The organism is Ruminococcus sp. D54t1_190329_F1 (assembly GCF_015551645.1).
Lineage (GTDB): Bacteria > Bacillota > Clostridia > Lachnospirales > Lachnospiraceae > Blautia_A > Blautia_A faecis.
The window spans coordinates 51,149-78,000 of record NZ_JADNDC010000007.1; the positions used below are offsets into that span (position 1 = coordinate 51,149).

General features: G+C 35.6%; 24 protein-coding genes and 2 pseudogenes. All 26 read left to right on the plus strand.

Annotation, left to right across the window (positions count from 1 at the left end; all coding sequences use genetic code 11):
- Nucleotides 1–24 precede the first annotated feature (24 nt).
- Nucleotides 25–579, plus strand: coding sequence for an acyltransferase (locus I2D69_RS04550; protein ID WP_195379454.1), 555 nt, complete (start codon nucleotides 25–27; stop codon nucleotides 577–579).
- Nucleotides 564–1,382, plus strand: coding sequence for a glycosyltransferase family A protein (locus I2D69_RS04555; protein ID WP_195379455.1), 819 nt, complete (start codon nucleotides 564–566; stop codon nucleotides 1,380–1,382). Before I2D69_RS04550 ends, I2D69_RS04555 begins: the two co-directional genes overlap by 16 nt.
- The gene (locus tag I2D69_RS04560; protein WP_195379456.1) at nucleotides 1,379–2,473 is read left to right on the plus strand and encodes a glycosyltransferase; all 1,095 of its coding nucleotides are present in this window, start codon (nucleotides 1,379–1,381) and stop codon (nucleotides 2,471–2,473) included. The genes I2D69_RS04555 and I2D69_RS04560 overlap by 4 nt, the downstream gene beginning before the upstream one ends.
- Nucleotides 2,474–2,567: 94 nt before the next feature.
- Nucleotides 2,568–3,524: a glycosyltransferase family 2 protein gene (locus tag I2D69_RS04565; protein WP_195379457.1), complete on the plus strand. Its 957-nt coding sequence runs from the start codon at nucleotides 2,568–2,570 to the stop codon at nucleotides 3,522–3,524.
- Nucleotides 3,521–4,600 (plus strand): glycosyltransferase family 4 protein, encoded by a 1,080-nt coding sequence (locus tag I2D69_RS04570; protein WP_195379458.1) that lies wholly within the window; start codon nucleotides 3,521–3,523, stop codon nucleotides 4,598–4,600. Before I2D69_RS04565 ends, I2D69_RS04570 begins: the two co-directional genes overlap by 4 nt.
- 32 nt (nucleotides 4,601–4,632) lie before the next feature.
- Nucleotides 4,633–6,057 (plus strand): O-antigen polysaccharide polymerase Wzy, encoded by a 1,425-nt coding sequence (gene wzy, locus I2D69_RS04575; RefSeq protein ID WP_195379459.1) that lies wholly within the window; start codon nucleotides 4,633–4,635, stop codon nucleotides 6,055–6,057.
- The gene (locus I2D69_RS04580; protein ID WP_195379460.1) at nucleotides 6,054–7,532 is read left to right on the plus strand and encodes a polysaccharide biosynthesis C-terminal domain-containing protein; all 1,479 of its coding nucleotides are present in this window, start codon (nucleotides 6,054–6,056) and stop codon (nucleotides 7,530–7,532) included. The genes wzy and I2D69_RS04580 overlap by 4 nt, the downstream gene beginning before the upstream one ends.
- Before the next feature lie 37 nt (nucleotides 7,533–7,569).
- Nucleotides 7,570–8,082 carry an acyltransferase gene (locus I2D69_RS20425; RefSeq protein ID WP_269156269.1) on the plus strand — a complete coding sequence of 171 codons (513 nt, stop codon included), beginning with the start codon at nucleotides 7,570–7,572 and terminating at the stop codon, nucleotides 8,080–8,082.
- A 240-nt stretch (nucleotides 8,083–8,322) separates the two neighbouring features.
- Nucleotides 8,323–9,411, plus strand: coding sequence for an NAD-dependent epimerase/dehydratase family protein (locus tag I2D69_RS04590; protein WP_195379462.1), 1,089 nt, complete (start codon nucleotides 8,323–8,325; stop codon nucleotides 9,409–9,411).
- Between the two features lie 21 nt (nucleotides 9,412–9,432).
- Nucleotides 9,433–10,665: a nucleotide sugar dehydrogenase gene (locus I2D69_RS04595; RefSeq protein WP_195379463.1), complete on the plus strand. Its 1,233-nt coding sequence runs from the start codon at nucleotides 9,433–9,435 to the stop codon at nucleotides 10,663–10,665.
- A gap of 124 nt (nucleotides 10,666–10,789) precedes the next feature.
- Complete coding sequence (gene glmS, locus I2D69_RS04600; RefSeq protein ID WP_195379464.1) at nucleotides 10,790–12,628, plus strand: glutamine--fructose-6-phosphate transaminase (isomerizing); 1,839 nt, start codon at nucleotides 10,790–10,792, stop codon at nucleotides 12,626–12,628.
- A gap of 81 nt (nucleotides 12,629–12,709) precedes the next feature.
- Nucleotides 12,710–14,098 carry a phosphoglucosamine mutase gene (gene glmM / locus I2D69_RS04605; RefSeq protein ID WP_187566194.1) on the plus strand — a complete coding sequence of 463 codons (1,389 nt, stop codon included), beginning with the start codon at nucleotides 12,710–12,712 and terminating at the stop codon, nucleotides 14,096–14,098.
- Nucleotides 14,099–14,492: 394 nt separating this feature from the next.
- A complete protein-coding gene (locus I2D69_RS04610; protein ID WP_173718963.1) occupies nucleotides 14,493–14,945 on the plus strand; it encodes a DUF4869 domain-containing protein in 453 nt (150 codons plus the stop codon).
- The gene (locus I2D69_RS04615) at nucleotides 14,935–15,336 is read left to right on the plus strand and encodes an ATPase (RefSeq protein WP_195379465.1); all 402 of its coding nucleotides are present in this window, start codon (nucleotides 14,935–14,937) and stop codon (nucleotides 15,334–15,336) included. The genes I2D69_RS04610 and I2D69_RS04615 overlap by 11 nt, the downstream gene beginning before the upstream one ends.
- Nucleotide 15,337: 1 nt before the next feature.
- Nucleotides 15,338–15,508, plus strand: a complete 171-nt coding sequence (locus tag I2D69_RS04620) for a hypothetical protein (protein WP_195379495.1) — start codon at nucleotides 15,338–15,340, stop codon at nucleotides 15,506–15,508.
- Nucleotides 15,509–15,802: 294 nt separating this feature from the next.
- The gene (locus I2D69_RS04625) at nucleotides 15,803–16,198 is read left to right on the plus strand and encodes a hypothetical protein (protein ID WP_195379466.1); all 396 of its coding nucleotides are present in this window, start codon (nucleotides 15,803–15,805) and stop codon (nucleotides 16,196–16,198) included.
- 41 nt (nucleotides 16,199–16,239) lie between these two features.
- Nucleotides 16,240–16,419 (plus strand): annotated as a pseudogene (locus I2D69_RS20780) (SIS domain-containing protein); the annotation flags it as partial.
- Between the two features lie 227 nt (nucleotides 16,420–16,646).
- Nucleotides 16,647–17,627, plus strand: a complete 981-nt coding sequence (locus tag I2D69_RS04635) for an Rpn family recombination-promoting nuclease/putative transposase (RefSeq protein ID WP_195379467.1) — start codon at nucleotides 16,647–16,649, stop codon at nucleotides 17,625–17,627.
- 437 nt (nucleotides 17,628–18,064) lie between these two features.
- Nucleotides 18,065–18,187: pseudogene (locus I2D69_RS04640) on the plus strand (helix-turn-helix transcriptional regulator); the annotation flags it as partial.
- A gap of 161 nt (nucleotides 18,188–18,348) precedes the next feature.
- Nucleotides 18,349–21,522 carry an SIR2 family protein gene (locus I2D69_RS04645; RefSeq protein ID WP_195379468.1) on the plus strand — a complete coding sequence of 1,058 codons (3,174 nt, stop codon included), beginning with the start codon at nucleotides 18,349–18,351 and terminating at the stop codon, nucleotides 21,520–21,522.
- A 16-nt stretch (nucleotides 21,523–21,538) separates the two neighbouring features.
- Nucleotides 21,539–21,703 carry a hypothetical protein gene (locus tag I2D69_RS04650; RefSeq protein WP_173718954.1) on the plus strand — a complete coding sequence of 55 codons (165 nt, stop codon included), beginning with the start codon at nucleotides 21,539–21,541 and terminating at the stop codon, nucleotides 21,701–21,703.
- Nucleotides 21,704–21,955: 252 nt separating this feature from the next.
- Complete coding sequence (locus I2D69_RS04655; protein WP_173718959.1) at nucleotides 21,956–22,159, plus strand: hypothetical protein; 204 nt, start codon at nucleotides 21,956–21,958, stop codon at nucleotides 22,157–22,159.
- A gap of 443 nt (nucleotides 22,160–22,602) precedes the next feature.
- Nucleotides 22,603–23,637, plus strand: coding sequence for an Rpn family recombination-promoting nuclease/putative transposase (locus I2D69_RS04660; protein ID WP_173718958.1), 1,035 nt, complete (start codon nucleotides 22,603–22,605; stop codon nucleotides 23,635–23,637).
- A gap of 269 nt (nucleotides 23,638–23,906) precedes the next feature.
- Nucleotides 23,907–24,380, plus strand: coding sequence for a hypothetical protein (locus tag I2D69_RS04665; RefSeq protein WP_173718957.1), 474 nt, complete (start codon nucleotides 23,907–23,909; stop codon nucleotides 24,378–24,380).
- 349 nt (nucleotides 24,381–24,729) lie between these two features.
- Entirely contained in the window at nucleotides 24,730–25,398 is a 669-nt protein-coding gene (locus I2D69_RS04670) for a hypothetical protein (protein ID WP_195379469.1), read from the plus strand.
- A gap of 291 nt (nucleotides 25,399–25,689) precedes the next feature.
- Nucleotides 25,690–26,852: AAA family ATPase (locus I2D69_RS04675; protein ID WP_195379470.1), on the plus strand; the 1,163-nt coding region annotated here is incomplete at its 3' end.

Here is a 26,852-nt window from a genome sequence, read left to right on the forward strand (position 1 = left end):
TAATCGGATGAAAGGTGGACGATTATGGATATAAAGAAAATGTTTTGGCATTTAAATCTTTTATTTCGTACTTATAAATTTAAACATATAGGATCGTATTGTTATATGGGGAAACCGCTTTCTTTGGTTGGAACTCAAAATATTTCATTGGGTAATAGGGTAAGAATTTATCCGGGATGCAGAATGGAAACTCATAAAGGTGGGCAGATTATCATTGAAGATGATTGCTCAATTGCACAGAATTTTCATATTACCTCGGGTGATTCGCCGCTTGTGATTGGGAAAAAAACAACAATTTCAGGAAATGTTTTTATTACTAATATTGACCATGAATATCAAAAAATCGATAAACATATAATGGAGCAACCTATGATTTGTAAAAAGACAGTAATAGGGGAAAATTGTTTTATAGGTTTTGGCGCTGCAATTCAGGCAGGAACAGTTTTAGGAAAGCAATGTGTGGTTGGTACTAATGCAGTTGTAAGAGGAACATATCCAGATTATTCTGTGATTGTTGGCGTTCCTGCAAAGGTTGTTAAAAGATATAATAAGGAGACTGGAAAATGGGAACGACAGTAAATTCTTTTTCAATATCTGTTATTATTCCAGCATATAATGCTGAAAAAACAATTATAAGGGCGTTGGAATCTGTAAGACAGCAAACTGCAAGTGAATATATTGAAGAAGTTTTAGTGGTTAATGATGGTTCAACTGATAACACGAAAGAATGTATAGAACAGTATAAGAAAAAGTTTCCTTTTTTTTTAGTTAAATTAATAAATAAGAAAAATGGAGGAGTTTCTTCGGCTAGAAATACAGGAATTAAGCTCGCTAAGGGGAATTGGATTGCACTTCTCGATTCTGATGATGAATGGTTTAAAGATAAAATTGCCAAACAGGTAGAAATTCTGAAAAAAAATAGTAGTATAGATTTTTTGGGGGGAAATCATACAAGTCAAGTACTTAAAATATTGGGAAAACCAATTGAAAAAATGTATAGACCTTCGGTAAAAGAATTGTGTATAAAGATGTTTCCGCAAACATCTACGGTAGTATTTAAAAAGAAAATTTTTGAAGAAATTGGTGGCTTTGATGAATATCGTAAATATGGTGAAGACGGACAATTCTTTTATAAAATATGTGAGAATTATAACTATTATTATAGCCCCGATCAGGTCATAAGTTTTGATGGTGGAAGGAGAGGTTTTGGGATAAGTGGTCTCTCAGGAAACTTGAAAGAAATGCAAAAAGGAGGATTACAAAATTTTAGAGAATTGTATGAACGAAATTCTATAAGTTTTGTATTTTATGTTTGTATAGTGGCATTTAGTCAACTAAAGTATCTTCGACGAATCTTTATTTGTAAAATGGAGAAAAAATGAATAAACTACTGATGTATGTTAACAGTATGAATGCTTATGGTGGAATTGAAAGAGTAATAGCAAATTTATCAGATAAATTATCCTATTATTATGATGTGACAATTTTAGTTAAAGATGAACCGATTTCTGCATATAAGTTAAACGAAAAGGTGAAATTACAATCAATAAATACAAAATTAAATATGAATATGAATTCTCGATTTGATCGAATTTGTAGTTTGCCAATTAATATTTGTAAATCTGTAGGTGCATTAAAAAGATATTTAAAAAAGAATAGTTTTGATTATGTGTATGTAGCGTTTGTGATAAATGGTTTAGAGGTATATTTAGCCAACAAATGTTATAGGGAAAGAATTGTTGCTTCAGAGCATGCATCTTATTATGCATATAATAGCGTATATAAAAAAATAAAAGAATGGCTCTATCCTCGGTTAAAAGCTATTTCAGTACCTACTACGATGGATACACAGATATATCGTGAAAAGGGATACAATGCTTATTATATTCCACACATGACGACCTTTGATAAAATAGTGGATAATTCTTTAAGAAGTCATAGAGTAATTAATGTTGGTAGATTAACTAAAGATAAACAACAGATTATGCTATTAGATATATGGAAAGAGTTTAATAAAAAATTTCCTCAAAACGAGTATTTATTACAAATTATAGGAAGCGGAGAGGAAAAAGAAAACATTATAAATTATATAGAAGAAAATAAAATAAAAAATGTAGAATTAATTCCACATACAAGCAAAATAGAAGAATATTATAGGGAAGCAGAATTATTCGTATTTACATCTAAGATGGAAGGTTTTGGAATGGTTTTACTTGAGGCTATGTCTTATGGTATTCCATGCATTTCTTTTGATTGTCCTAGTGGACCCAGGGACATTATAAATAATGAGGTAAATGGTTTTTTGGTGCCATGTTATGATAAGTCGAAATTTTCTAATTATATTTATAAATATGTTACAAGCAATCAAAGCATAAAAGAAAATTTTAGTAGAGGCGCTAAAGAAACAATAATACAATGGGATAATAATGAAATCATAAATAAATGGGTTGATGTATTTAGAAAAATCGGATGAGAGTTTTTGGATTCAATGAATTATAATTTTTGATAAAAATGCGAGTGTAAATTTGATTTTAGAGCAATTGGTTTTGGATAAGGGGTATTGGATAATGAATAGTTTGGTATCTGTAATTGTACCTATCTATAATGTTGAAAAATATTTGGAAAGATGTATAAGCTCTATATTGGAACAGTCATATAACAATATAGAAGTAATTCTTGTTGATGATGGATCTAATGATGGTTGTCCTATTATATGTGATAAGTTTGAAAGAAAAGATGCAAGGGTTAAGGTAGTCCATAAACCAAACGGTGGGCTAAGTAGTGCCAGAAATGCCGGATTAGAGCAAATGAAAGGCGAATACATTACATTTATAGATAGTGATGATTGGGTTGAAGTAAATTTTGTTGAAAGAATGGTTGAGGCTATATCTAAAAGTAAAGTTGATGTAGTTCAGTGCGGATATTGTAAAAAGAATGATGATAATGTTGTATATGTTAGTACATTAACGAATGAAATTGTATATGGTAAAGATAAAATATTGAAATCTTTTTTTGTTACACAAAATTATCAAACAATGGCATGCATGAAACTTTATAAGAGCGAAATTTTTAGAAAAATTAAATTTCATGAAGGCAAGAACAACGAGGATACAATATATTTTGCTGATTATATTGATAAAGTTAATTCTATTCAAGTGATTAATGATGTTTTGTATAATTATTATGTTAATACTAATAGTATAATGCATTCGGAATTAACGAAGAGAAAGGTAGAAGATGCCTATTTTTCTGGAGAATATATGTTAAAAAAGTGCGAAGAAAAATATCCAGAATTTACTCTATATATGCGAAGAAATATTTGCGATTTTAGTATAGGATTATATATGCAGGCTGATAATAGTCAAAAACAATTAAAAAAAGAAATTTATAAGAAATTTAAAAATAATTATATTTTATTGGTTAAGTCTAGTTGTTTGGATATAAAAAAAAGATTAAAATTTTGGCTCTTTTACAAAAACCAATTTTTGACTTCTAAATTTTGGAGGATAAAAAAAAGTTTATGAAAAAAATAGTATTTGTAATTGGATCATTGGAAAATGGTGGGGCAGAGAGAGTTGTATCTGTTTTAACAAACTTTTTAGCGGAAAAAAATGAAGTACATATTGTTACAACAATGGAAGATAAAATTGATTATGAAATAAATGATAAAGTTACGTACAAGTATATAATGGATGATTATGAAAATGAACAAGGAATCAAAAAAAATTTTTTTAGAATTTTTGCTCTTCGTAATTATTTCAATACAATAAAACCTGATGTAATTATTTCCTTCTTATGGGCGACAAACATTGTTTCTATTTTAGCTTGTATGTTTACTAAACACAATCTTATTCTTTCTGAGAGAAATGATCCAAATCATGAGCCAACTAGTACTAAATGGAGAATGATTAGAAATTGTTTATTTAGACTTAGAAAAAGAAATTATTTTGTATTTCAAACGCAGTATGCGCAAAGTTGTTTTTCAAGTAGAATTAGAAAAAAAAGTCAAGTGATATTTAATCCTATAAAAAATAATTTACCAAAAGTATGTAAAGAAGAACGTGAAAAAAAAATTGTTTGTGTTGCACGGTTTGTTAGTGAGAAAAATATAGATATGCTCTTACGAGCATTTAAAAAAATATCATATAAAGAGCCTGATTTTGAATTACATTTGTATGGTAGAGGACCTCTTGAACAAGAACTTAAAGCGGAAACAAAAAAATTAGGTATAGAAAAAAAAGTTATTTTTAAAGGGTTTTCAAAAAATATACATGATGAGATTCGTAACGCTACAGTATTTGTATTACCGTCAAATTATGAGGGGATTTCAAATGCAATGTTAGAGGCACTGGCGATAGGAATTCCGTCTATATGTACAGATTGTCCTGCATATGGAACTCGAGAGTTTATACAAGATGGTTATAATGGGTATTTAATTAATGTAGGAGACGAAGAAAGTCTTTATGAAAAATGTATGTGTTTAATTGAGAATAAAGATATTAGAGATAGATTTTCTTTGTCATCTGTTAAAATTAATGAGTTGTTAAATGTTACTAAAATTTGTAATCAGTGGGAAGAATTTATAAATAGAATTATTTAAAACTATATAAAGAATGGTTGTTGGTAGAAAAAATGAAATTTGTAATTAATAAGAAAAAGAATTATATGTCGTTTGGACTTATATATTTTTATTTAATCAACTGTATTATTGGATGGGTGTTATATACCATCAGAAATGTAAAAAATTATAATATAGTGTTAGTATCTTGGTGGATTAATATCATTTTTTTGGTTTCTTTCTATAGCTTTTTTAGAATAATAGGAAAAATAGGACTTCAACATATTATTTTGATGGTATGTTTTTTGTTTAATTTTGGACAGACGTTCATGTGGTCATTAGGGATTCACTCAGACAATGAAATTGGGAAAACAAAGTTATACAGTAACTATAAAATTCCTAATAATGTAGAAATCTATAGAGGAATTATTTATTCTGGATGGTGCTTTTTAGCTCTATTAATTGGCATGACACTCATATTAGGAATTAAAAAGCAAAATAATTTGAAACAAAGAAAAGATATAATGCTAGTTGTTTATAAGGTATCTATTTGTTTGGCCTGGGTTGTAGTTCCATTGACCTTTGTAAAAATTTTTATTACAATTTCATTCTCTTTGATAAATGGATATGCTTCTCTTTATTATGGAGGATTTGTATTGCCCCCAATTTTAGATTTTGCAGAAAAATTGTTCTTTCCTGTTATTATAGGAATATTATTGGGAAGTGAATATAAAACTGTAAAAATAATTTATACAATTTTTGGAGCTTTTGTATTACTATATTGTGTTGCTGGAGAAAGAGGAAATTGGTTCTATGATTTATTAGTTCTTTTATGGTTACATCATAATTATTATAAAAAGATGGATATAAAGAAAATGCTAAAATTATTTTTGATTTCTTTTTTGGCATTATATTTAATTGGTGCTGTAGTAGATTTAAGACAATATGGACTTGGAAATGTTTCTGTTGATACATTTATAAGTGCAATGAGTCTAGGAAATAATCCGATTATACGTTTCATTATGGAAATGGGGGGAAGTCTTGGTGTTACTATTGTTGTTTTAGGGATAAATATATCTGCTTTTCCTGTAAAAAATAGTTTTTTAGCGGCTCTATTAGGATCAGTTTCAACAAAACTCGCCAATATACTAGGAGTACCGGTAGTATATTTAAGTAACTATTTGTCACAAAATATTTTAAAAATTACGTATGGAGCTGGTTTTAACCTTTTTGCAGAGACTTATGTAAATGGTAGTGTGCTGTACATGGTGTTATTTGGAGCCTTTTTTGCTTTGTTGCTTGGAGACAATTGCGGAAAAGAATATAGTTTTAAAGCCTATATTTCTATTATAATAACTCCAATAATTTGCTCTGGATTTAGAAATGAAAGTCTTTCTTTACTAAAGAACTTAGTGCAAGTGGGTATTTTATATCCTTTAGCGATTATGCTGATTTATAAAATAATTGCAATGAGGAAGAGAGTGTGGATTCCTAAATGAATAAGAGATTAAAATGGAATAATATATCTATATTGATATATCAAATTTTGGCTGTTTTAGTTGGTTTAGTTTTACCTAGACTAATATTAAATGAATATGGATCACAGGTGAATGGATTAGTGTATTCTATTTCTCAAATGTTATCGGTAGTTTCATATTTTGATTTTGGAATTTCAGCGGTTGCACAGGCTGCTTTATATGGTCCAATAAAGAAAAGAAATAACAATCAAATTTCACTTATATATTGTGCAATTGAAAAATATTTTCGCATTATTACATATTTCCTTTTGGGATATGTTTTTGTTTTATGTATTTATTATTCTGTGTCACAAAATGACAGCTATAGCATGGTATATACAAGTACTTTAGTTTTAGCTATTTCTGTAAGTACAATTGGTCAATATCTTTGGGGCGTTAGTAATCAAGTATTGTTAGCAGCAGATCAAAAAATTTATTTATATACCTTTTTGAATTGTTTTACTACTATACTTAATGCCTTATGTACTTTTGGCTTAATATATATACATCAGAGTATTCAATGTGTTAAGCTTGTATCTTCTTTAATTTATTTAATAAGACCTATAATCCTTCAAATTTATGTAAATAAAAAGTATAATATTCAAAAAGTGAAGAGTGCTTCTTTAAATGCAATTGAGGGAAAATGGTCTGGATTAGTGCAACATTTAGCAACAACATTGACTTCTTCGTTAGATACAATTGTTTTGACTTTAAGATCTACGATGACAAATGTTTCTATTTATAATGTATATGCTTTTCCTTTAAATGGAATTAGAGTGTTGGTTGAAAGCGTCAGTGGAGGTTATAAAAGTTATTTAGGAAATTTATTAGTCGATGAAGATAGAGGTAAAGTAGAAAAAGAATTTGCAAAATTTGAATTAGGGATTCATTTTATAGGAACCATTTTTTTAGCAACTGCAACAAAAATGCTTGTATATTTTATTAATATATATACACGAGGGGTTAATGATGCAAATTATAATAATAAATTGTTCGCTATGTTAATGATTTGGGCGTACTTTATAATGATAATTCGAATTCCATACACAACAATAGTTAATGCAGCAGGTCATTTTAAACAGACGCAAAAATATTCGATTATAGAAGTTATTATAAATGTAGTTATATCATTTTGTGCAGTAGCTAAGTTGGGGTTAATTGGAATTACTATAGGTACCTGTTTAGCTGTTGGATATAGAATGATTGCATTTGTGGCTTATTTAAAACAAAGTATTTTATATAGAAGTATAAGAAAATTTGTAAAGCTTATATGTATTGATCTTATGGTCTATTTAATATTTATAATATTAACATATAAGATAGAAATTAAGGTTGTTAATTACTTCTATTGGTTCGTGGCTGCATGCTTATTTGCGATATGTACTGGTATCATTTATTTTGCCATATTTTGGGGGCTAAAAAATATTGAAAAGTGTTTGACTGAAAGGATAAAATGATTAGGTGAAATATATGCTTAGGAAATTATATAAAATTATGAGAAAAAAATTTATTCCCATGTCTCAATATCCAGATTATTTAAGAAAAAGTGGAATGAAAATAGGTGAAAATTGTGAAATATTTAAGTCTGCTAATTTTGGGAGTGAACCATATTTAGTTACGTTGGGTAATCATGTGCGAATTAATGATGGAGTAAAGCTTATAACTCACGATGGTGGATATTGGGTGCTGCGTAGTGAGTATGCAGGTTATGGAAAAGAGTTTTGTAAGGCGGATTATATAAATAGTATAGTTGTTGGAAATAATGTTCATATTGGTACTAATGCGATTATTATGCCGGGAGTTGTGATTGGTGACAATTCAGTTATTGCATGTGGAGCGGTTGTAACCCATAATGTTCCAGCTAATTCTGTTGTAGGTGGGGTTCCAGCTAAAGTTATAGAGTCTTTATCGGAGTATGCAGATAAGGCGAGGAAAAAGGCTATTCCTACTTTTGGCATGGATGCTGAGAAAAAAAAGAAATATATATGTTCTATAATGGATAATTAAAAATAGAAATCTGTAAGATTAAATTGTTTTATAACAATTATTGCTTGTTGTGAATGGTTTATTCATATATACGGTTCGATAAAGTGCTAGGTTATTTTATTAAATTATTATGTTTTAGCCTGAGGGATGCTATCGGAGAAAAGAGCATATGGTGACTTTCTACAGTATAGTTAATTGTGTTTTTGGTAGTAAGAAGTATGACAGAAAAATTTATAATATGACTTAATCGGAGAATGAGGTATGAGAAAATATATTGAATTAAAAAATAAAACAATTTTAGTTACTGGCGCTGCTGGTTTTATAGGCTCCAATTTGGTTATGAAATTACTTAGTCAAGAATGCCCGATACATATTGTTGGGATTGATAATTTGAATGATTATTATGATGTGTCAATTAAAGAGTATCGACTTAAGCAAATTGAATCATTAGTGGAGAAAAATTCAGGTTCAGTATGGAAATTCATAAAAGGATCTATTGCGGATAAAAAAATGGTTGATGAAGTTTTTTCAGAGTATAAACCGTCTGTTGTAGTGAATTTAGCGGCCCAGGCTGGGGTTCGTTATTCCATCACCAACCCAGATGTTTACATCGAATCCAATCTCATTGGTTTTTATAATATTTTGGAAGCATGTCGTCATTCTTATGATAATGGAGAGTGTGGAGTGGAACATCTTGTTTATGCATCATCTTCTTCTGTATATGGAAGTAATAAGAAAGTTCCGTATTCAACTGATGATAAAGTAGATAATCCAGTTTCTTTATATGCAGCAACGAAAAAGTCTAATGAGTTGATGGCTCATGCTTATAGTAAGCTTTACAATATTCCATCTACTGGACTTCGTTTCTTTACAGTATATGGTCCAGCTGGAAGACCAGACATGGCATACTTTGGATTTACTAATAAACTTCTTGCTGGTGATACAATTCAGATTTTTAATTATGGAAATTGTAAGCGTGACTTCACATATGTTGATGATATTGTTGAAGGTGTAAAACGCGTAATGCAAGCTCCACCAGAAAAGAAAAAGGGAGAAGATGGACTTCCAATACCACCATATAAGGTTTATAACATTGGAAATAGTCATCCAGAAAATCTTTTAGAATTTGTGGATATTCTTCAGCAAGAATTGATTCGTGCAGGGGTGCTTCCGGAAGATTATGATTTTGAAGCACATAAAAAGCTAGTTCCGATGCAGCCTGGGGACGTACCGGTAACTTATGCAGATACATCTGCGTTGGAAGAAGATTTTGCTTTTAAACCGAGTACCAGTTTACGGGATGGACTTCGGAAGTTTGCAGAATGGTATAAAGAATTCTATCAGGTATAATAGAAGGAGGAACAAGAGAACATGAAAATTGCAGTTGCGGGAACAGGATATGTTGGGTTATCAATTGCCACTTTGCTGTCTCAGCATCATGAGGTAATGGCTGTTGATATAGTGGCTGAAAAAGTTGAGTTAATTAATAAAAGAAAATCTCCAATTCAAGATGAGTACATTGAAAAATACTTAGCTGAAAAGGAATTGAATTTGACAGCCACTTTAGATGCAGAGGTGGCATATAAAGATGCTGATTTTGTAGTAATTGCTGCTCCAACAAACTATGATAGTAAAAAAAATTTTTTCGATACATCAGCTGTAGAAACAGTAATTAAACTTGTGATTCAGTACAATCCTGATGCGATTATGGTAATTAAGTCTACTATTCCAGTTGGATTTACAGCCAGTGTAAGAGAAAAATATCATTGCGATAACATTATTTTTAGCCCAGAATTTCTTCGTGAATCTAAGGCACTGTATGATAATCTTTATCCATCACGAATCATTGTTGGAACAGATGTGGAAAATGCCAGACTTGTAAAAGCAGCAAATGCATTTGCATCTCTTTTGCAGGAAGGGGCTATTAAAGAGAATATTGATACTTTGATTATGGGATTCACAGAGGCAGAAGCAGTAAAATTATTTGCTAATACATACCTTGCTCTTCGAGTTTCTTATTTTAATGAACTTGATACTTATGCTGAAATGAAAGGGTTGAATACGCAGCAGATTATTGATGGTGTTTGCCTTGACCCACGTATTGGATCTCATTATAATAATCCTTCTTTTGGATATGGAGGATATTGTTTACCAAAAGACACAAAACAGCTTTTAGCCAATTATGCAGATGTTCCAGAAAACTTAATTGAGGCAATTGTAGAGTCAAATCGTACAAGAAAGGATTTTATTGCTGATCGTGTATTAGAAATCGCAGGCGGTTATGAAGCTAATAGTGCTTATGACCAGAGCTTGGAAAAAGAGGTAATTATTGGCGTATATCGTTTGACAATGAAGTCGAACTCCGATAATTTCCGTCAGAGTTCAATCCAGGGTGTTATGAAGCGTGTTAAAGCAAAAGGTGCAACAGTAGTAATTTATGAGCCTTCTCTGGAAAATGGAACAACTTTCTTTGGAAGTAAGGTTGTAAATGATCTCGCAAAATTCAAAGAAATGAGTCATGCGATTATTGCAAATAGATATGATAGTTGTTTGGATGATGTACAGGAAAAGGTTTATACTAGAGATATTTTTAGAAGAGATTAAAAACATGTACTGTGGTGAGCGTTAGAGTCTTGCCACAGTATTCTGGATTTATAGCATAATAAATTTATTCTGGAAGAAAATAACTATTTTGCATTGCTAGTAAAATAAGGAGAGAAAAAATTTTATGTGCGGAATCGTATCCTACACCGGCCATTCCCAGGCCGCGCCCATCCTTCTGGATGGTTTATCGAAACTGGAATACCGCGGCTATGACTCAGCCGGTCTTGCCGTTCGTGACGGTGAGAACAAAACGAAAATCGTAAAGGCGAAAGGCCGTCTGAAAGCTTTATCAGAGAAAACCGATCATGGCCATGCCTTGGCTGGTACCTGTGGTATCGGTCACACCCGCTGGGCCACCCACGGCGAACCTTCTGAGACAAATGCTCATCCTCATACCTCCGATGATGGAAATGTGGTGGGCGTTCACAATGGTATCATTGAGAATTATCAGGAACTGAAGAATAAGCTTCTTCGCAAGGACTATGAGTTCTATTCTTCCACAGACACCGAAGTGGCAGTGAAGCTCATCGATTACTATTACAAGAAATACGAGCATACTCCGGTGGATGCCATCAACCATGCCATGGTCCGTATCCGTGGCTCCTATGCCCTGGCGGTCATGTTCCAGGATTATCCCGGGGAGATTTATGTTGCCCGTAAGGACAGTCCTATGATTATCGGCGTGGAGAACGGAGACTGCTATGTGGCTTCTGATGTTCCGGCGATTCTGAAATATACCCGCAATGTTTATTACATCGGAAATCTGGAGATGGCACGTCTGGCAAATGGGACTGTTACCTTTTACAATCTGGACGGAGATGAGATTGAGAAAAAGCCAACGCAGATCAAATGGGATGCAGAAGCAGCTGAAAAAGCAGGCTACGAGCATTTCATGCTGAAGGAGATCCATGAGCAGCCAAAAGCCGTTCGGGATACGCTGAATTCCGTATTAAAGGATGGTGCTATTGATCTGTCTTCTGTGGGACTTACTGAGGAAGAGCTTCAGTCCTTTTCCCAGGTATATATTGTGGCATGTGGTTCTGCCTATCATGTAGGTGTGGCATGTCAGTATGTGCTGGAGGATCTGGCGCAGCTGCCGGTACGTGTGGATCTGGCATCTGAGTTCCGTTACCGCAGCATGCCTCTGGATCCCAACGGTCTGGTGATCGTGATCAGCCAGTCCGGCGAGACTGCAGACAGCCTTGCAGCCCTCCGTCTTGCGAAAAAGAAGGGGCTGAAAACCCTTGGAATTGTCAATGTGGTGGGAAGCTCCATTGCCCGGGAAGCAGATAATGTATTTTATACCCTTGCCGGTCCGGAGATTGCAGTTGCCACAACGAAAGCCTACAGCACCCAGCTGATCGCAGGCTATTGCCTTGCCGTTCAGTTTGCGCTGGTGCGGGGATGTATTTCCCAGGGGCGTTATCAGGATCTTATCTCCCAGCTTCAGTGTCTTCCTGAGCAAATCCAGAAGATCCTGGACGACAAGGAGCGGATCCAGTGGTTTGCTGCCAAACAGGCCAATGCCAGGGATGTGTTTTTCATCGGACGTGGACTTGATTATGCCATCAGCCTGGAAGGCAGCCTGAAAATGAAAGAGATCAGTTACATCCATTCTGAGGCTTACGCTGCAGGAGAGCTGAAGCATGGCACCATCAGTCTCATTGAGGACGGCACTCTTGTGATCGGTGTGCTCACCCAGTCTGAGCTTTATGAGAAAACCATTTCCAATATGGTAGAGTGTAAAAGCCGCGGAGCTTATCTCATGGGGCTGACTACCTATGGAAATTATAATATTGAAGATACGGCTTCCTTTACCGTTTATGTTCCAAAGACAGAGGAGTGCTTTGCCACAAGCCTTGCGGTGATTCCGTTACAGCTTATGGGATATTACGTCAGCGTGGCAAAGGGACTTGACGTGGATAAGCCGAGAAATCTGGCAAAGAGTGTTACAGTAGAGTAAATTTGCAGCAGTTTTATGGGTGCGGTGAGCAGAAACGGCAGATGTTTTTCGGGGGGAAAACAACAGGATGAGGTTATAAAAATGGGAAAATATTTTGGTACAGATGGCTTCCGCGGAGAGGCAAATGAAAACCTGACAGCAGATCATGCATATAAAGTAGGCCGTTTTCTCGGCTGGTATTACGGAGAACTGAAACGTCAGAACGGTGATGACACTCCGGCACGTATCATAATAGGAAAGGATACCCGCCGTTCCAGCTATATGTTCGAGTATACACTGGTTGGCGGACTGGTGGCTTCCGGTGCAGATGCATATCTTCTCCATGTCACGACCACACCTTCTGTGGCTTATGTGGCAAGAGTGGATGAATTTGACTGCGGTATTATGATTTCCGCAAGCCATAATCCATATTTCGACAATGGAATCAAGCTGATCAACGGAAACGGGGAGAAGATGGACGAGGAGACCATTTCCCTTGTGGAAGCCTATCTGGATGGCAATCTGGAAGTCTTCGGGCAGAAATGGGAGGAGATTCCTTTTGCAAAGAAGGAAAAAATCGGCTGTACAGTAGACTATGTTTCCGGAAGAAACCGTTACATAGGGTATCTGATCTCTCTGGGTGTCTATTCCTTCCGCGGCGTGAAGGTGGCGCTGGACTGTGCCAACGGAAGCTCCTGGAACATTGCCAAGGCTGTTTTTGACGCTCTTGGCGCCAAAACCTACGTGATCAACGCCCAGCCGGATGGCACCAACATCAACAACAATGCCGGTTCTACCCATATCGGGGGACTGCAGAAATACGTGGTGGAGAATGGAATGGACGTTGGTTTTGCCTATGACGGCGATGCAGACCGCTGTCTCTGCGTAGACGAGAAGGGCAACGTGATCACCGGTGACCACATTCTGTACATTTACGGAAAATACATGAAGGAGCGCGGCAAGCTGCTGACCAATACAGTTGTCACCACCGTCATGTCCAACTTCGGTTTGTACAAGGCCTTTGATGAGCTTGGAATCGACTACGCGAAAACAGCCGTTGGAGACAAATATGTATATGAGTACATGATGAAAAACGGCTGCCGCATCGGCGGTGAGCAGAGCGGACATATTATTTTCAGCAAATACGCCAGCACTGGGGACGGAATCCTTACCAGTCTGAAGATTATGGAAGTTATGATGGCGAGAAAGAAAAAGCTCAGTGAGCTGGCAGAAGGTTTTACCGTTTATCCTCAGGTGCTCACCAATGTGAGAGTGACCGACAAGAAAGCAGCGCAGGATGATGCAGATGTGCAGGCTGCGGTGAAGAAGGTTACAGAGGAACTGGGCGATACCGGAAGAATCCTGGTACGCGAGTCCGGAACAGAGCCGGTTGTGCGTGTTATGGTGGAAGCGGAGAGCGAAGAAATCTGCCAGAAGTATGTGGATATGGTTGTGAATGTAATTAAAGAAAATGGGTATGTGGCCGGATAAGGGCTGGATGCCGTGGATGCTGCCGCCCGGCGTGTGCCGGGCGGCGGTGGTATATATAAGATAAGTTATAAAATAATATAACAATTGATCTTGGAGTTACAATGTTTTGAGGCACTTATGAAAATCACATACTTAGTTACTGTTCACTGGTAACGTTCCGCGAGGTGTTTTTTGTGAACAGAGTTCACAGAAAACCCGAGAATTAAGTTTGCGCAGCAAACGCTACTTCTTGTGCTTGTCACAAGAAGGTTCGTCTTTCTGTGCATCGCAAAGCGTGTTACTGGTCGCGGAGTGAACAGTAACAACTGGTAATATTTATGTGGAATGTGGTGGTGGTTTTACTGGTGTTTCGGGTGGTTTTGTGGCATAATGGAATAGTTAGGAGTGATATTACATGATAGATATATATACAGAAAAAAAGGATTCCAAAGACTGGATTATTCAAAATGATTTATTCTTTAATTTGCATACTGGCAATGAGGAAATGTCTGAAAAAGATAAAAAAATGATTAAGCAAATAGATGGGGCAATATTGACATCAGATAAGCATATCGAAACCCAATACGGATTAGGTACGATTCGAAATCTGTCATCTGGTTGTAAAACATTGCTTAATATTGTCAAACATCCTGAAAAAGTTGTGTGTGTAGAAGAATGTGGACCAAACGTTTTGAAAATTATTTTTGCCATGGACAATATAAAGATTTATATGTCAAGACCTACACTTGCTGATATTCCAGATGCTGCGGAAATCAGATTCAATGATTCAGACATAGTGATTGGAAGCAAAGGATATAATGCCTGGTGGGAGAAGGAGTATAAAAGGAGAGAAGCGAATGGTTTATAAGAATATTACATTTAGAGCAGATCCTTTTTCATATGATTTATTGTTTGATGACAGAATAACTCTGGTTGGCGGAGATAGTGGAACAGGTAAAACAGTTCTCTATGAAATGCTGGAAGATGTAAGACTAACTGATGAATATAAGGCGATTAAATTGTTCAATTATAAATCGGACGATTTCCTGGAATCGCTAAAATTATGCAGGGATAAATTTATTGTAATTGATAATGCAGATATTCTGATAGATGATGACGTGAGAAGATTTATTAATTTTGAGTTTTCCAATCAGTATATGCTTTTTTTGAGAAATTGCGATGGGCTTAATGTGTCAGATAAGAGTTTTAAAGAGCTGAAACTTAAAGGGAATAGAATAACCTTGGAAGAGGAGCTGTGATATGAGGTATATCTGGACGGAGGATACTGGCGCGGGACTGCATTTTTGGAATTTGGTTAATCAGATCCTTTTTGATAACAAAATTGTAATTGAAAGTAAAGCAAGCAATCAAGGTATTTTGGATGTTGAGGATGGAGTCGTTTGGAAAAGCACAAAGCTTGGTGAAAAATAATGTTTGTGTTCGGGATTGGTTGCTTCTGTCATTCTCAGCTTTGAACAAAAGGGGTCTGTCCCCATAAATGCATTGAATGAACTGGAGTGAGTGGGAGATTCAGCCGTTGTAGAGGACTTTGTTTATAATTTAAAGATAAATTTGTATTCTTGAATCGACTTTTGGGATGAATCTCGAAGACTGTCCATACCTTAAAAATCGTGTAAAGTATATTGATATTTCAATTATCCTCTGGAGTGTAATCCAGAGGATAATTATTTGAGTTCCGAAATTAATCCGTCAACAGATTCTAATATGGATGAACTGATAAAACAAGTCAAAAAAACAATTAAAGAACATAAGAATAGTAAATTTAGAATGGATGAAAAAATGTATGGGTCTATATATACAAGTATTTCTCACTGGGGGTTACCGTTAAGTGAACGTCTTTGGAATTCTTGGCTGAAACATACGGAAATGCATCCTCTTACATCTAAAATTTCATATGAAATTGATTATGAAAAGATAGTTGCATTTTGTAAGGCTCGAAATGCAATTACTCATAGAGGAGAAAATGATAATTTCGATGAAGATATTGCAAAAACGGCGTTTGTGCTTATGGGATTAACATATTGTTATACATTGTCAAGAATTGGTTTTACCACAGATGAAATAACGGATATCATGAAAAAAACTAAAATAATATATTAGGATTCGAAACTATGGTTTTCTGTAATATTCCGAAAAGAGTATATGCCATCAGCCTTGAGGGCAGCCTGAAAATGAAGGAGATCAGTTACATCCATTCTGAGGCTTATGCTGCCGGGGAGCTGAAGCATGGCACTATCAGCCTGATTGAAGATGGAACTCTGGTGATCGGCGTTCTCACCCAGTTCGAGCTTTACGAGAAAACTATTTCCAACATGGTGGATAAGCCGAGAAATCTGGCAAAGAGCGTTACAGGCATTGGGGTCTGTCCCCATAAATGCAGAGTGAAATTCCTAAAAGTTTTCTAAAAAACTTATTAAATAAATTTCATACTTTTCCAATATATTTTCCTTCCAGAAAAGGAAACAGTATGCTATCCTATATACATCATAAGAGTTTCGAACCTACATAAGCTCTTCTGAAAAACAAATCATAGAAGGTGGTGAAGTCCATGGGAAGAAAGGATATCATCACGAAAGAGTACATGGAGGACACAGAAGTATTTGCGGATGTGTTCAACCATATGATTTACAAAGGAGAAAAGGTCATTGACCCTAAGAATTTGAAGGAACTGGATACGGCGAATGTAATTATTCCATATGGAGCTGACGGGGCGGATGTGCCATATCAGAAATACAGAGATGTGTTTAAGATCCTGTGTGCTATGGAAGATGAAAATGCGGTGTATCTGCTCCTGGGAGTGGAGAACCAATCCAATGTTCATTATGCAATGCCAGTGAAAAATATGGTTTACGATTCGCTGGAATATGCAGCGCAGGTACAGAAAGCAGAGGCTTCTCATAAAAAAGCGCGGAAGGAGAAAGATCCTAAAGAGAAGAAACCAGATTCCGCAGAGTTTCTTTCAGGCTTTTACAGAGAAGACAGGCTGCTTCCAATTATAACAGTAGTAGTGTATTTCGGGGCTGATAGTTGGGATGCACCCAGGTCGCTGCATGAGATGTTAATTGTACAGGACGAAAGCATATTGTCATTGGTTCCTGACTATCGGATTAATCTGATTGCACCAGGGGAGATGAGTGAAGAGGAGTTGGAGCATTTTACTTCTAATTTTCGTGAGGTAATGCAGTTTATTAAGTATTCAAAAGATACAGAGAAGCTGAGCCAGCTTGTGGAGGAGAATACTGCATTTGAAACTATGGACAGGAAGGCTGTTCGTGTAATGGAGGAGATGACTGGAATGAAGATAGAAAAAGAAGTTGAGGAAGAAAAGGTGAATGTTTGTAAAGCAATTCAAGGGATTGAAGAAAGAGGACGTGCTGCTGGAAGGTCTGAGGGAATCCAGATTGGTGCAGAGCATGAGCAGCGACTTACCAAATCTCTGCTAAAAGACAATCGTATCGACGACCTGAAGCGTGCCCTTGACGATCCTGCTTTTCGCCAGAAACTTTTGGAAGAGTATGGAATTGATTAAAAAGATATAAAACCGAGACGTATACGCTAATGGTTTAAAAGCACATATTTTATAGATCTTTTTGCAGTTCCATGGTATCATTATTTCAAGCAAAAGCAATTGATACTGTGGAACTTTTTATCAGGAGTGTGTGTAATATGATGTATTGACCCTTCTGGTCCACCTTGGCTATTTGAGCTATCATTGGCCGGATAAAACTGTCTATATTCCCAATAAAGAAGTATCTCAGGAATATATAAATGCAATCAGCACTATGGAGTGGCCTGAGGTTATTGATTCTGTAGAAAATTCCAGAAAGCTGCTGGAAGCTTCATCTGGACAAACCAGCAGCCATAATTGAACTTAAATGGAATAAGAATGCTTCCGGAGCAATTGCCCAGATTAAAAGACAGCAGTATAGTGAGGCGCTAAAAGATTATCATGGGGATTTGCTGCTGGCAGATATAAGCCGGATCGAGAATGGAACAAGAAATCCCAGCCTGAGTATGGTGAAAAAACTTGCACAGGGATTAGGGATGCAATTAAAGCTGGAATTTGTTCCGATGCCAACAAAAAATTAAATGTAAAGAGTATGAGAATTATAAGTGCTGAAATATCAATTTTTAACCAGAATCTGTATTTCCAGAATCCGGATTATCTGGAAGGGTCGTATAGAGAAGAAAAATTGTTGGATTAAACGAAGCTGAAAAAGGTATATGGGCAAAAAAATGGGGGAACCGCTATGGATAATATACAGATTCTTCAGGAGTGCTACTCCAGAGTTACTTTAATTCCTGTTGTTGGCAGTGGACTATCCATTCCAATGGGGTTACCGAGCTGGCGGGAATTAATAGAAAAATCAGCTGATTATTTTTCCATATCAGATGAGAAAAAAGAATGTATCTGTAAATGTCTGGATCGTAATGAATATTTAGATGCTACAGATGTTATCCTGAAAGCTGGCGTATCTGATCAAATGCTTCGGGAATACATTGCAAAGAGCATGACCGAGGCGAAAGAAAATTCAAATTCAGTTGACAATAATTATCTGGATTTGGCTTTATTTTCAAAGATTCGTTACATGACCACAAACTATGATCAGTATATAAATGACTTTGCTGAGGCAAAAACTTTTTGCCTTGAAGATCTGGAAAATATGCAGATTAATCAGTTTGCTTATTCTGCTTATGATCATGTAGTAATTCCATTACATGGTGAGATAAGCAGACCTGAAAGCATTGTGTTGTCACGTGATTCCTATCAGAAACTTTATAATACCGATAGCTTTAAGTTTGAATTTGAGCATATGAGAACCCACTTTACATTTTTATTTATGGGGTTTTCATTTGAGGATAAATATATTCAGAAATTATTTGATAAGATTTTACATCACTACCAGGCGCAGCATTTTATTTTGTTTGATAAAAGTGAAGCAGATAAAAATACAGAAAAAATAGAGCGAATTAAAACCCAATATGGAATTGAGACTGTATTTTATGATGCGTCAAAAAAGGGACACATAGAAGGAATAAGGGATTGCCTTCAGGATATTTTTAAATTAAGAGATATAGATGTAAATAGTGCATCTGTAAAGGTACTGCCAGTCAATAAGAAATTTGATATGCAACTGTTTGAAAAGAAAATTATTGAGAAGGGAAAGCAGTTGATAAATAGCGAACAGGCAACCAAATTGTATAATCTTTATTATGCTGAGTACGAGAAGCAGGATTTTGCGTCAAAGTCAGTTGCTTTTAAAATAAATATTGTGTGCGGGCTTTTATGGTATTACGGAGTACTGCGTAAAGATGCTGAAGCGGTCAAATTGCTGGATAGTGTATATGAAGATAAGGAAATATATGCAAATAGAAATAAAATTTCTTTTATGCAGGGGCAACTGTATTGCAATTTACGGGAATTTGATAAAGGAATAGAAGTTCTTGAAAATAATGGCAGGAACGGAATTCTATCAGAATTACTGCTGGATATTATAAAAGTTTACAAACAATTTTTGCCGGATGCTAATCATATTAGTGGTCAGATTCCGGTTTATACAAAATCGCCAAGAAGTGATGAAGAAAATAAAAGATATCGTGAAGCATATCTTGGCTTAAAGAAAAAATATATTAATCCAGATACATATAATCTTTTAAACCTTAAAGATTATGAGGACAGGGAATCTGAGAGCGTAGCTTATTACTGGCTTGGGCTTGCATCAGGACAGCTTTTTCATGAACATAAAGAGGCCATAGAATATCTATTGCGTGCAAGTGAACTGGATGATTTAATGGTTATACATGAGGAATTGGCAAATAATTATTTCGAATTGGCGAGAACTGAGCTTCGCTATGAGAAAAATCCAAAAAAATATCAGATTGATGTGGAGTGTTTGTTTAAGGCGAAGATTCATTTTCAGTATATCATGAATTTTTCAGATGAAGAGGTTGTTCACAGTTTTGTTGAGAAAAGTGGTTTTGCCTATCTTCAGACTTTATACTGGTTGAAGGAATATATTACGTTTTATGATTTTTACAATAAATATGAAAAATATTTGCCGGATAAAGATTATATTTGGATGTTAAAAGCGGAAACGGATGCTGAATATCACCATATTGTGGGAAACGATTTGTTAAAAAAGCTGAATCCCAAAGATAGAAGCTATATTGAATATCGTTGTGTATATGGCAGAATTGAACTGTTTCACCATATTAATCCAGCTGAATATGTGCGCCTTTGCAATGCACTTATAATACATGCGCAAAAAGATTATCCAATTGAAGATAGACGTATATTTCAAATGATACTTGATGTCGCGATAACTGGAAAAAATGTTCAGTCTTATGAGGATTTAAGAAAGCAATATCCCCAGGAGTATTTTCAAGATGCTGAAAATATGGGATTTGTTGATGAATTATATGGTAATATGGAGGCTGCATATAAGAAATTTTCTAAAATGTTTGAGGAACATAAGGATTATGATGGTTCATTTAGAATCATGAAGGGTTTTTTGATTCGAAATAAAAAAAGAAAAGAATATAATCATTTGTATGATCAGCTTATGGCAGATCCGCCTGATATTTCATATGAACAGCCGCAGTTTTATGCAGATCGTGTGCGGGAAGAACTTTTGGATTGGAATGATAAGTTTAAAGCTATGGAGCTTTATACATTTTATTATGATCAGATCAAAGGAGATATGACACTGGCGAAAGAACTTGAGGAGGCTATTAAAATTAATATTGCGGATTATTCTGGTTATGAAGAGCGTATTGCATGGAATCGGTATATGCTTACAAAAGCACCTCAGTATGCAAAAATACAAATATACGATACCATTTTAAAGCTTTATGTGGCAAATATGAAATATAAAGAAGCTGTTGCTGTGGTGGAAGAAATGCAGCAATTAAAAATTCCATTTATGAGCAGGTTTAATCAATGCACTATGGTGTGTGCCAGACCGCAGAGAAGTTCTTTCTATGTTGGTTGGGGTGGGAAAATAAGAGCATCTTTTAGTTCGGATAAAAATTTTATTGCCGGTTTGCTTAATCGGGCGCATTTAAATTACTGGTATAGGATGCCAGGACTTAATGCGATTGGAATGGAAATTATCGTTCCTATGAGAACTATCATTTGCATTTTTAGAGAGAACCGTCAGAAGGAATTATTGGTAATTAAGAGAATCCACATCATGTACTCAGGAATAATTGGATTGCAGGATAGCTTGTGGAGAGAAGAAAGTTCATTCCTTAGAATGATTTTGCAATGGCTCGAAAAAGCAGATAATGTGGTCGTAGCAGCTCCTGACTTTATGTTTGCTTGTAAAGAAATGAAAGGGGACAATATGATAAATGATTGTGCAGAAGAAGTGCAGATTAATCTATATGCGAAAGAGCATCAAGATTATATATGTTTAAAATAGCCATAAAGCAGCCACGGTGGGTGCAGACCCCCTGAAGGGAGCCCCCCTGAAGGGACTGGACAAACGGGATGCGATAAGAAAGGATGAAATCCTGTCAGCAATTGTTAAGAGTGGACGGTCTTATGAGGAGATAATGAACTTCCTGAATGTGGAAGAAACTGAGAGAGAAATAAAGGAATAGACAAGGAATGCACTACAGCTGAGGCTGTGGTGCGAGTTTTAGGCGGAAAATTTCTGGAAGTTCACATTGGAGTTACAATGTTTTGAGGCACTTATGAAAATCACATACTTAGGGCTAGCTGTTGGATTTCATACTTTTCCAATATATTTTTTTTCCAGAAAAGGAAATAGTATGCTATCCTATATACATCATAAGAGTTTCAAACTTACATAAGCTCTTCTGAAAAACCAATCATAGAAGATGGTGAAGTCCATGGGAAGAAAGGATATCATCACAAAAGAGTACATGGAGGACACAGAAGTATTGGAACATTTTACTTCAAATTTCCGGGAAGTGATGCAGTTTATAAAGTATTCAAAAGATACGGAGAAACTGAGTCAGCTTCCCAGGCTGCACCCATCCTTTTGGATTGTTTATCAAAACTGGAATACCGCGGCTATGACTCAGTCGGTCTAGCCGTTCGGGATGGGGAGAACAAGACAAGAATTGTAAAGGCGAAAGGCAGCCTGAAGGAATCTGCCAGAAGTATGAGGATATGGTTGTGAATGTAATTAAAGAAAATGGGTATGTGGCCGGATAACGGCTGGATGCCGTGGATGCCGCCGTCCGGCGTGTGCTGGGCGGCGGTGATGGGTATAAGACGAGTTATAATTTAAAATATTACTGGATTGCACTACGCCATGTTTTGAGGCACTTACAAAAAGTTGTTGTTGAGGAGCGTAAGGAATGGGGCTTCCGTCTGGTCGTGGTCCGGTGGAAAAGTGTATACAAGATAAATTATATAATAGAAAAGTATGGAAAATTGTTCGTTTTTTGGTCTTGCTGATACGCATTAAATATGCTAAATTTAACTTGTAAATATCTTTTGTCTGTGATTTTGTTTTCCGTATGGAGGTACGATGAAGAAAGAATTACAGTCACAGGGCAAAAGAGAAAAGCACATAGATTATGATGTTACATCGCATATCAGAGATGTGAATGGACATGAGATTTTCAAGAATAATCGCCTGACGAGTCAGTTTTTAAGTAATTATACAGGAATTCAGATGCTGGCTGGAGTGCGACCGGAAGATATCGAAGACGTAACAGAACGGTACCATGCGTTTCTTGGAATCGAATTTGAATCAGACACCATCAAAAAGGTATGCCTGCACCAGGCAGATGGGACACCAGACAGGGAAATTTATGTGATCTCCTTGATTGAGCATAAAAGTGCAGTAGATTACGACGTTGCGATGCAGCTTTTTCGTTACATGAGTGTTATCTGGTACGACTATCGGATGGAGCAGAATAAGAAAAAGAAAGATGCAAATCGCAGAAAAGCATTCAGATATCCGTTGATCATTCCCTTTGTCTATTATGAAGGGAAAGAAAAGTGGACGGCAGGCCTGCATTTGAAAGACCGGATAGAGTTCGCGGAAGAAATGAGCGAATACATACCCGATTTTCAATACCACGTAGTCAGTGTGCAGCAATATACGAATGAGGAACTCAGCAAAAAAGGAGACGAGATGGCTCTTGTAATGCTGATCAATAAGATACAAAATCCGGAGGACTGGAAAAGGTTTACAGAAGAAGCAAGAGAATTTGTGGACACTGCATACGCCCAGGCATCGGATGAGATAAAGGAAGTCATTATAAAAGTACTGTGGGCACTGCTAAAAAAGATGAATGTGCCGAATGAAGAAGCCCGGGAACTGATGGGCGAGATTGGAGGGCAGGGTATGGGAATCTTATTTGAAAATGCGGAGAAGATGGACATACAGGCTGAACGAAAGAATACACAAAGAGAGAAAGAAAGGGCGGATGCGGAGAAAGAAAGGGCGGATGCGGAGAAAGAAAGGGCGGATGTAGAGAAAGAACGCGCAGATGCGGCAGAAAGGCAGCTTGCAGAATTGCGTGAAAAACTTGCCAGATTAGAATCGGAGAAATAATAGGAAAATATAAAGAGAGTGGAGAAAACAACACAGGCAAAGGAAATATACTAAAAAGCGGAGGCATATGTCTCCGTTTTTGCATAGGAAGCACAAAATATTGCTACGTTACTTGTAAATTATGGCTGCATCAAAACTATGCGGAATGTGGTGGTGGTTTTACTGGTGTTTCGGATGGTTCTGTGGCATAATGGAAATAGTTAGGAGATAAGAGTTTTAAGGTGCTGAAACTTGAAGGGATAGAATAACCTTATAAGAGGGGAATGATAATGAGTACTAAAGATTGGATAGTTTTGCTAGTTCCAATAATTTGTAATGGGATTATTGTTTTTGCATTTCAAAAAATTTTAAGTAAAAAAATTGAAAGATATAATAAAAGACAAGACATACGAGATGATATATTAAAACAGTTTTGGAATAAATTGCAAGAATTAAACGATACTTTCGTTCAAACAAATATTGCTGCAATGCGTGATTCAAGTGTAGCAGGAAATAGTATTGGCATTTTTGAGAGTGTGATATTGGATATTGTCCGATATTATGATACAAATGAGTTTGACTTAAAAGTTTTTAAAAAAGAATATAATGATTTTAATGATGCGTGGATTGATTTTAAAAATACATATGTGAGCTATATGGGAAAACGGCTTGATCGCAAAATGCAAAATCAATTAGGTGAGAAACTACAGTTGGTAAAAGAGAAAAATCAGACACTTATTAGTGAAGTACGTAAAAAATATTAGCTCATTTTTAAAAAAGTCAGAGCAACCGGAGGGGCGAGAGCAGAAAATATACATTACAATATCACCAACAAAAATCACCAAATGTAAATCATAAGATAAAGAGACAATATAATAATTACCATATAAGGAGGGCTTATATGGTAATTCAATTTACCTTACTGCTTGGACAGGAGTCTGTGGTACCCAGCGTTTTTTTCCAGAATTGATCTTTGGATGGACGCAATAGATTTTGGAGCTGTACTGGTAGTGGATGAAATTGAGGCAAGCATGCATCCGCTTATTACCCGGCATTTAATTGAGATGATACAGAATCAGACGATAAATCAGAAAAATGTAATAAAAAAGAATTATGAAAAAAGTAAAATGGCATATCTACATTCCAATTATAATAAGTATATTGAGTCTTTTGGTTGCTTGGAGAGCATATGAGACATGTAAATTGCAAACAGAATTAACTAAAAATAGCTTTTTGCCAAATATTCAAGTAAAAGAAAATTTGGAATATTATAATAAGTCAGACACTGTTACTAATGAGGTTATTGAGATTTCAAATATAGAGGGACGAATAAATAATTATTGCTCGAAAATTATTACCTATATAAAATGTGATTTTTGTGATAAAAATCTTGATTTTTTTGAGGCAAAAATTCCGGTAGAAAACTATTATATTGTTTCACATATAAGTGGAAATTCTTTAGGTGTTATAGAAACAAAAAGAAGTTTGGATAATGTAGTTAAAGTTAATAAACTTATAGATGAGGTATTAAGATACAATAATGTTAATGAGGCTGTTACATTGCATATGGAAGTGGAATCATGCTTGGAAATTACTTATTCGAACCTGATGGACGAAAATAATGAAATATACTTCCTGGTTGACAATTGGAAAACAGAAAAAATAGAGGAGTCAGAGGGTAAAATCTGTTTTGAAAGACAAAACAGATATTCAAATCTAGGTTTGGGGATTGATTTGAATGTTGAGGATAATATTTCTGTTGATAATTTGATTGAAAAGTAAATGCGAATGCGTCATTTGAAAATGTAGACAGGAAGGCTGTCCGTGTAATGGAGGAGATGACTGGAATGAAGATAGAAAAAGAAGTTGAGGAAAGCGTGCCCTTGACGATCCTGCTTTTCGCCAGAAACTTTTGGAAGAGTATGGAATTGATTAAAAAGATATAAAAACGAGACGTATACGCTAATGGTTTAAAAGCACATATTTTATAGATTTTTTTGTAGTTCCATGGTATCATTATTTCAAGCAAAAGCAATTGATACTGTGGAACTTTTTATCAGGAGTGTGTGTAATATGGGAAGTTATCTGAATCCTGGAAGTGCTTCTTTTCGCAATAGTCTGAGGTCCAAGATTTATGTGGATAAGAGTGAATTGATAGCCAGAACAAATGAATTGATCTGTACAGAGCAGAGATATGTATGTGTCAGCCGCCCAAGACGATTTGGAAAGTCTATGGCGGCTAATATGCTTGCTTCATATTATGAGAAAGAAGAAAATAGCGATGATTTGTTTGGCGGTTTGCGGATCAGCAGAGCAATCACATATAGAGACCATTTAAACCAATATGATGTTATCAAAATCAATATGCAGGAATTCCTGAGCGTTACCAACAGTGTAGATGAGATGCTGGGACGATTGAAGCGGTATTTACTGTTTGATTTGTTAGATGCTTATGGAAATCTGCACTTTCGGGATTCTGAAGATTTGATACAGGTGATGAAGGATATTTTTGCAAAAACAAAATGCCCTTTTGTGATTTTGATCGATGAGTGGGATTGTCTTTTCCGGGAATACAAGAAGGATAGAGAGGCACAGAAGAAGTATCTTGATTTTTTGAGAGTGTGGCTGAAGGATCAGGATTATGTTGCGCTGGCATATATGACAGGAATTTTGCCCATAAAAAAATATGGTTCTCATTCCGCTTTGAATATGTTCACAGAGTATTCTATGACAAATCCCCGTGAGATGGCTGAATTCTTTGGTTTTACAGAAGATGAAGTAAAAATGTTGTGTGCCCGGTACAAGAGAAGCTTTGAGGAAACAAAGGCCTGGTATGATGGCTACGAACTGATAACAGTAGAAGAGAATCAGAAAAAGATTTATTCCATGTATAGCCCGAAATCTGTAGTGGATGCAATGCTCAGTGGGGTGTTTGATAATTACTGGAATCAGACAGAAACCTATGAAGCACTTAAAACTTATATTAGATTGAATTATGATGGCCTAAAAGATTCTGTCATAAAAATGCTTGGAGGCGATAAGGTACAGATTAACACGGGAACTTTTTCGAATGATATGGCGACTTTTCAGGGAAAAGATGATGTATTGACCCTTCTGGTCCACCTTGGCTATTTGAGCTATCATTGGCCGGATAAAACTGTCTATATTCCCAATAAAGAAGTATCTCAGGAATATATAAATGCAATCAGCACTATGGAGTGGCCTGAGGTTATTGA

Excerpts from the sequence above, each read along its gene's own strand:
- I2D69_RS04555 (WP_195379455.1), top strand. The coding sequence starts at position 564 with ATGGGAACGACAGTAAATTCTTTTTCAATATCTGTTATTATTCCAGCA.
- I2D69_RS04560 (WP_195379456.1), top strand. The coding sequence starts at position 1,379 with ATGAATAAACTACTGATGTATGTTAACAGTATGAATGCTTATGGTGGA.
- I2D69_RS04590 (WP_195379462.1), top strand. The coding sequence starts at position 8,323 with ATGAGAAAATATATTGAATTAAAAAATAAAACAATTTTAGTTACTGGC.
- I2D69_RS04670 (WP_195379469.1), top strand. The coding sequence starts at position 24,730 with ATGAAAAAAGTAAAATGGCATATCTACATTCCAATTATAATAAGTATA.
- I2D69_RS04570 (WP_195379458.1), top strand. The coding sequence starts at position 3,521 with ATGAAAAAAATAGTATTTGTAATTGGATCATTGGAAAATGGTGGGGCA.
- I2D69_RS04660 (WP_173718958.1), top strand. The coding sequence starts at position 22,603 with ATGAAGAAAGAATTACAGTCACAGGGCAAAAGAGAAAAGCACATAGAT.
- I2D69_RS04610 (WP_173718963.1), top strand. The coding sequence starts at position 14,493 with ATGATAGATATATATACAGAAAAAAAGGATTCCAAAGACTGGATTATT.
- I2D69_RS04665 (WP_173718957.1), top strand. The coding sequence starts at position 23,907 with ATGAGTACTAAAGATTGGATAGTTTTGCTAGTTCCAATAATTTGTAAT.
- glmM (WP_187566194.1), top strand. The coding sequence starts at position 12,710 with ATGGGAAAATATTTTGGTACAGATGGCTTCCGCGGAGAGGCAAATGAA.
- I2D69_RS04625 (WP_195379466.1), top strand. The coding sequence starts at position 15,803 with ATGGATGAACTGATAAAACAAGTCAAAAAAACAATTAAAGAACATAAG.
- glmS (WP_195379464.1), top strand. The coding sequence starts at position 10,790 with ATGTGCGGAATCGTATCCTACACCGGCCATTCCCAGGCCGCGCCCATC.
- I2D69_RS04645 (WP_195379468.1), top strand. The coding sequence starts at position 18,349 with ATGGATAATATACAGATTCTTCAGGAGTGCTACTCCAGAGTTACTTTA.
- I2D69_RS04580 (WP_195379460.1), top strand. The coding sequence starts at position 6,054 with ATGAATAAGAGATTAAAATGGAATAATATATCTATATTGATATATCAA.
- I2D69_RS04635 (WP_195379467.1), top strand. The coding sequence starts at position 16,647 with ATGGGAAGAAAGGATATCATCACGAAAGAGTACATGGAGGACACAGAA.
- I2D69_RS20425 (WP_269156269.1), top strand. The coding sequence starts at position 7,570 with ATGAGAAAAAAATTTATTCCCATGTCTCAATATCCAGATTATTTAAGA.
- I2D69_RS04550 (WP_195379454.1), top strand. The coding sequence starts at position 25 with ATGGATATAAAGAAAATGTTTTGGCATTTAAATCTTTTATTTCGTACT.
- I2D69_RS04655 (WP_173718959.1), top strand. The coding sequence starts at position 21,956 with ATGGGAAGAAAGGATATCATCACAAAAGAGTACATGGAGGACACAGAA.
- I2D69_RS04595 (WP_195379463.1), top strand. The coding sequence starts at position 9,433 with ATGAAAATTGCAGTTGCGGGAACAGGATATGTTGGGTTATCAATTGCC.
- I2D69_RS04615 (WP_195379465.1), top strand. The coding sequence starts at position 14,935 with ATGGTTTATAAGAATATTACATTTAGAGCAGATCCTTTTTCATATGAT.
- I2D69_RS04565 (WP_195379457.1), top strand. The coding sequence starts at position 2,568 with ATGAATAGTTTGGTATCTGTAATTGTACCTATCTATAATGTTGAAAAA.
- wzy (WP_195379459.1), top strand. The coding sequence starts at position 4,633 with ATGAAATTTGTAATTAATAAGAAAAAGAATTATATGTCGTTTGGACTT.
- I2D69_RS04620 (WP_195379495.1), top strand. The coding sequence starts at position 15,338 with ATGAGGTATATCTGGACGGAGGATACTGGCGCGGGACTGCATTTTTGG.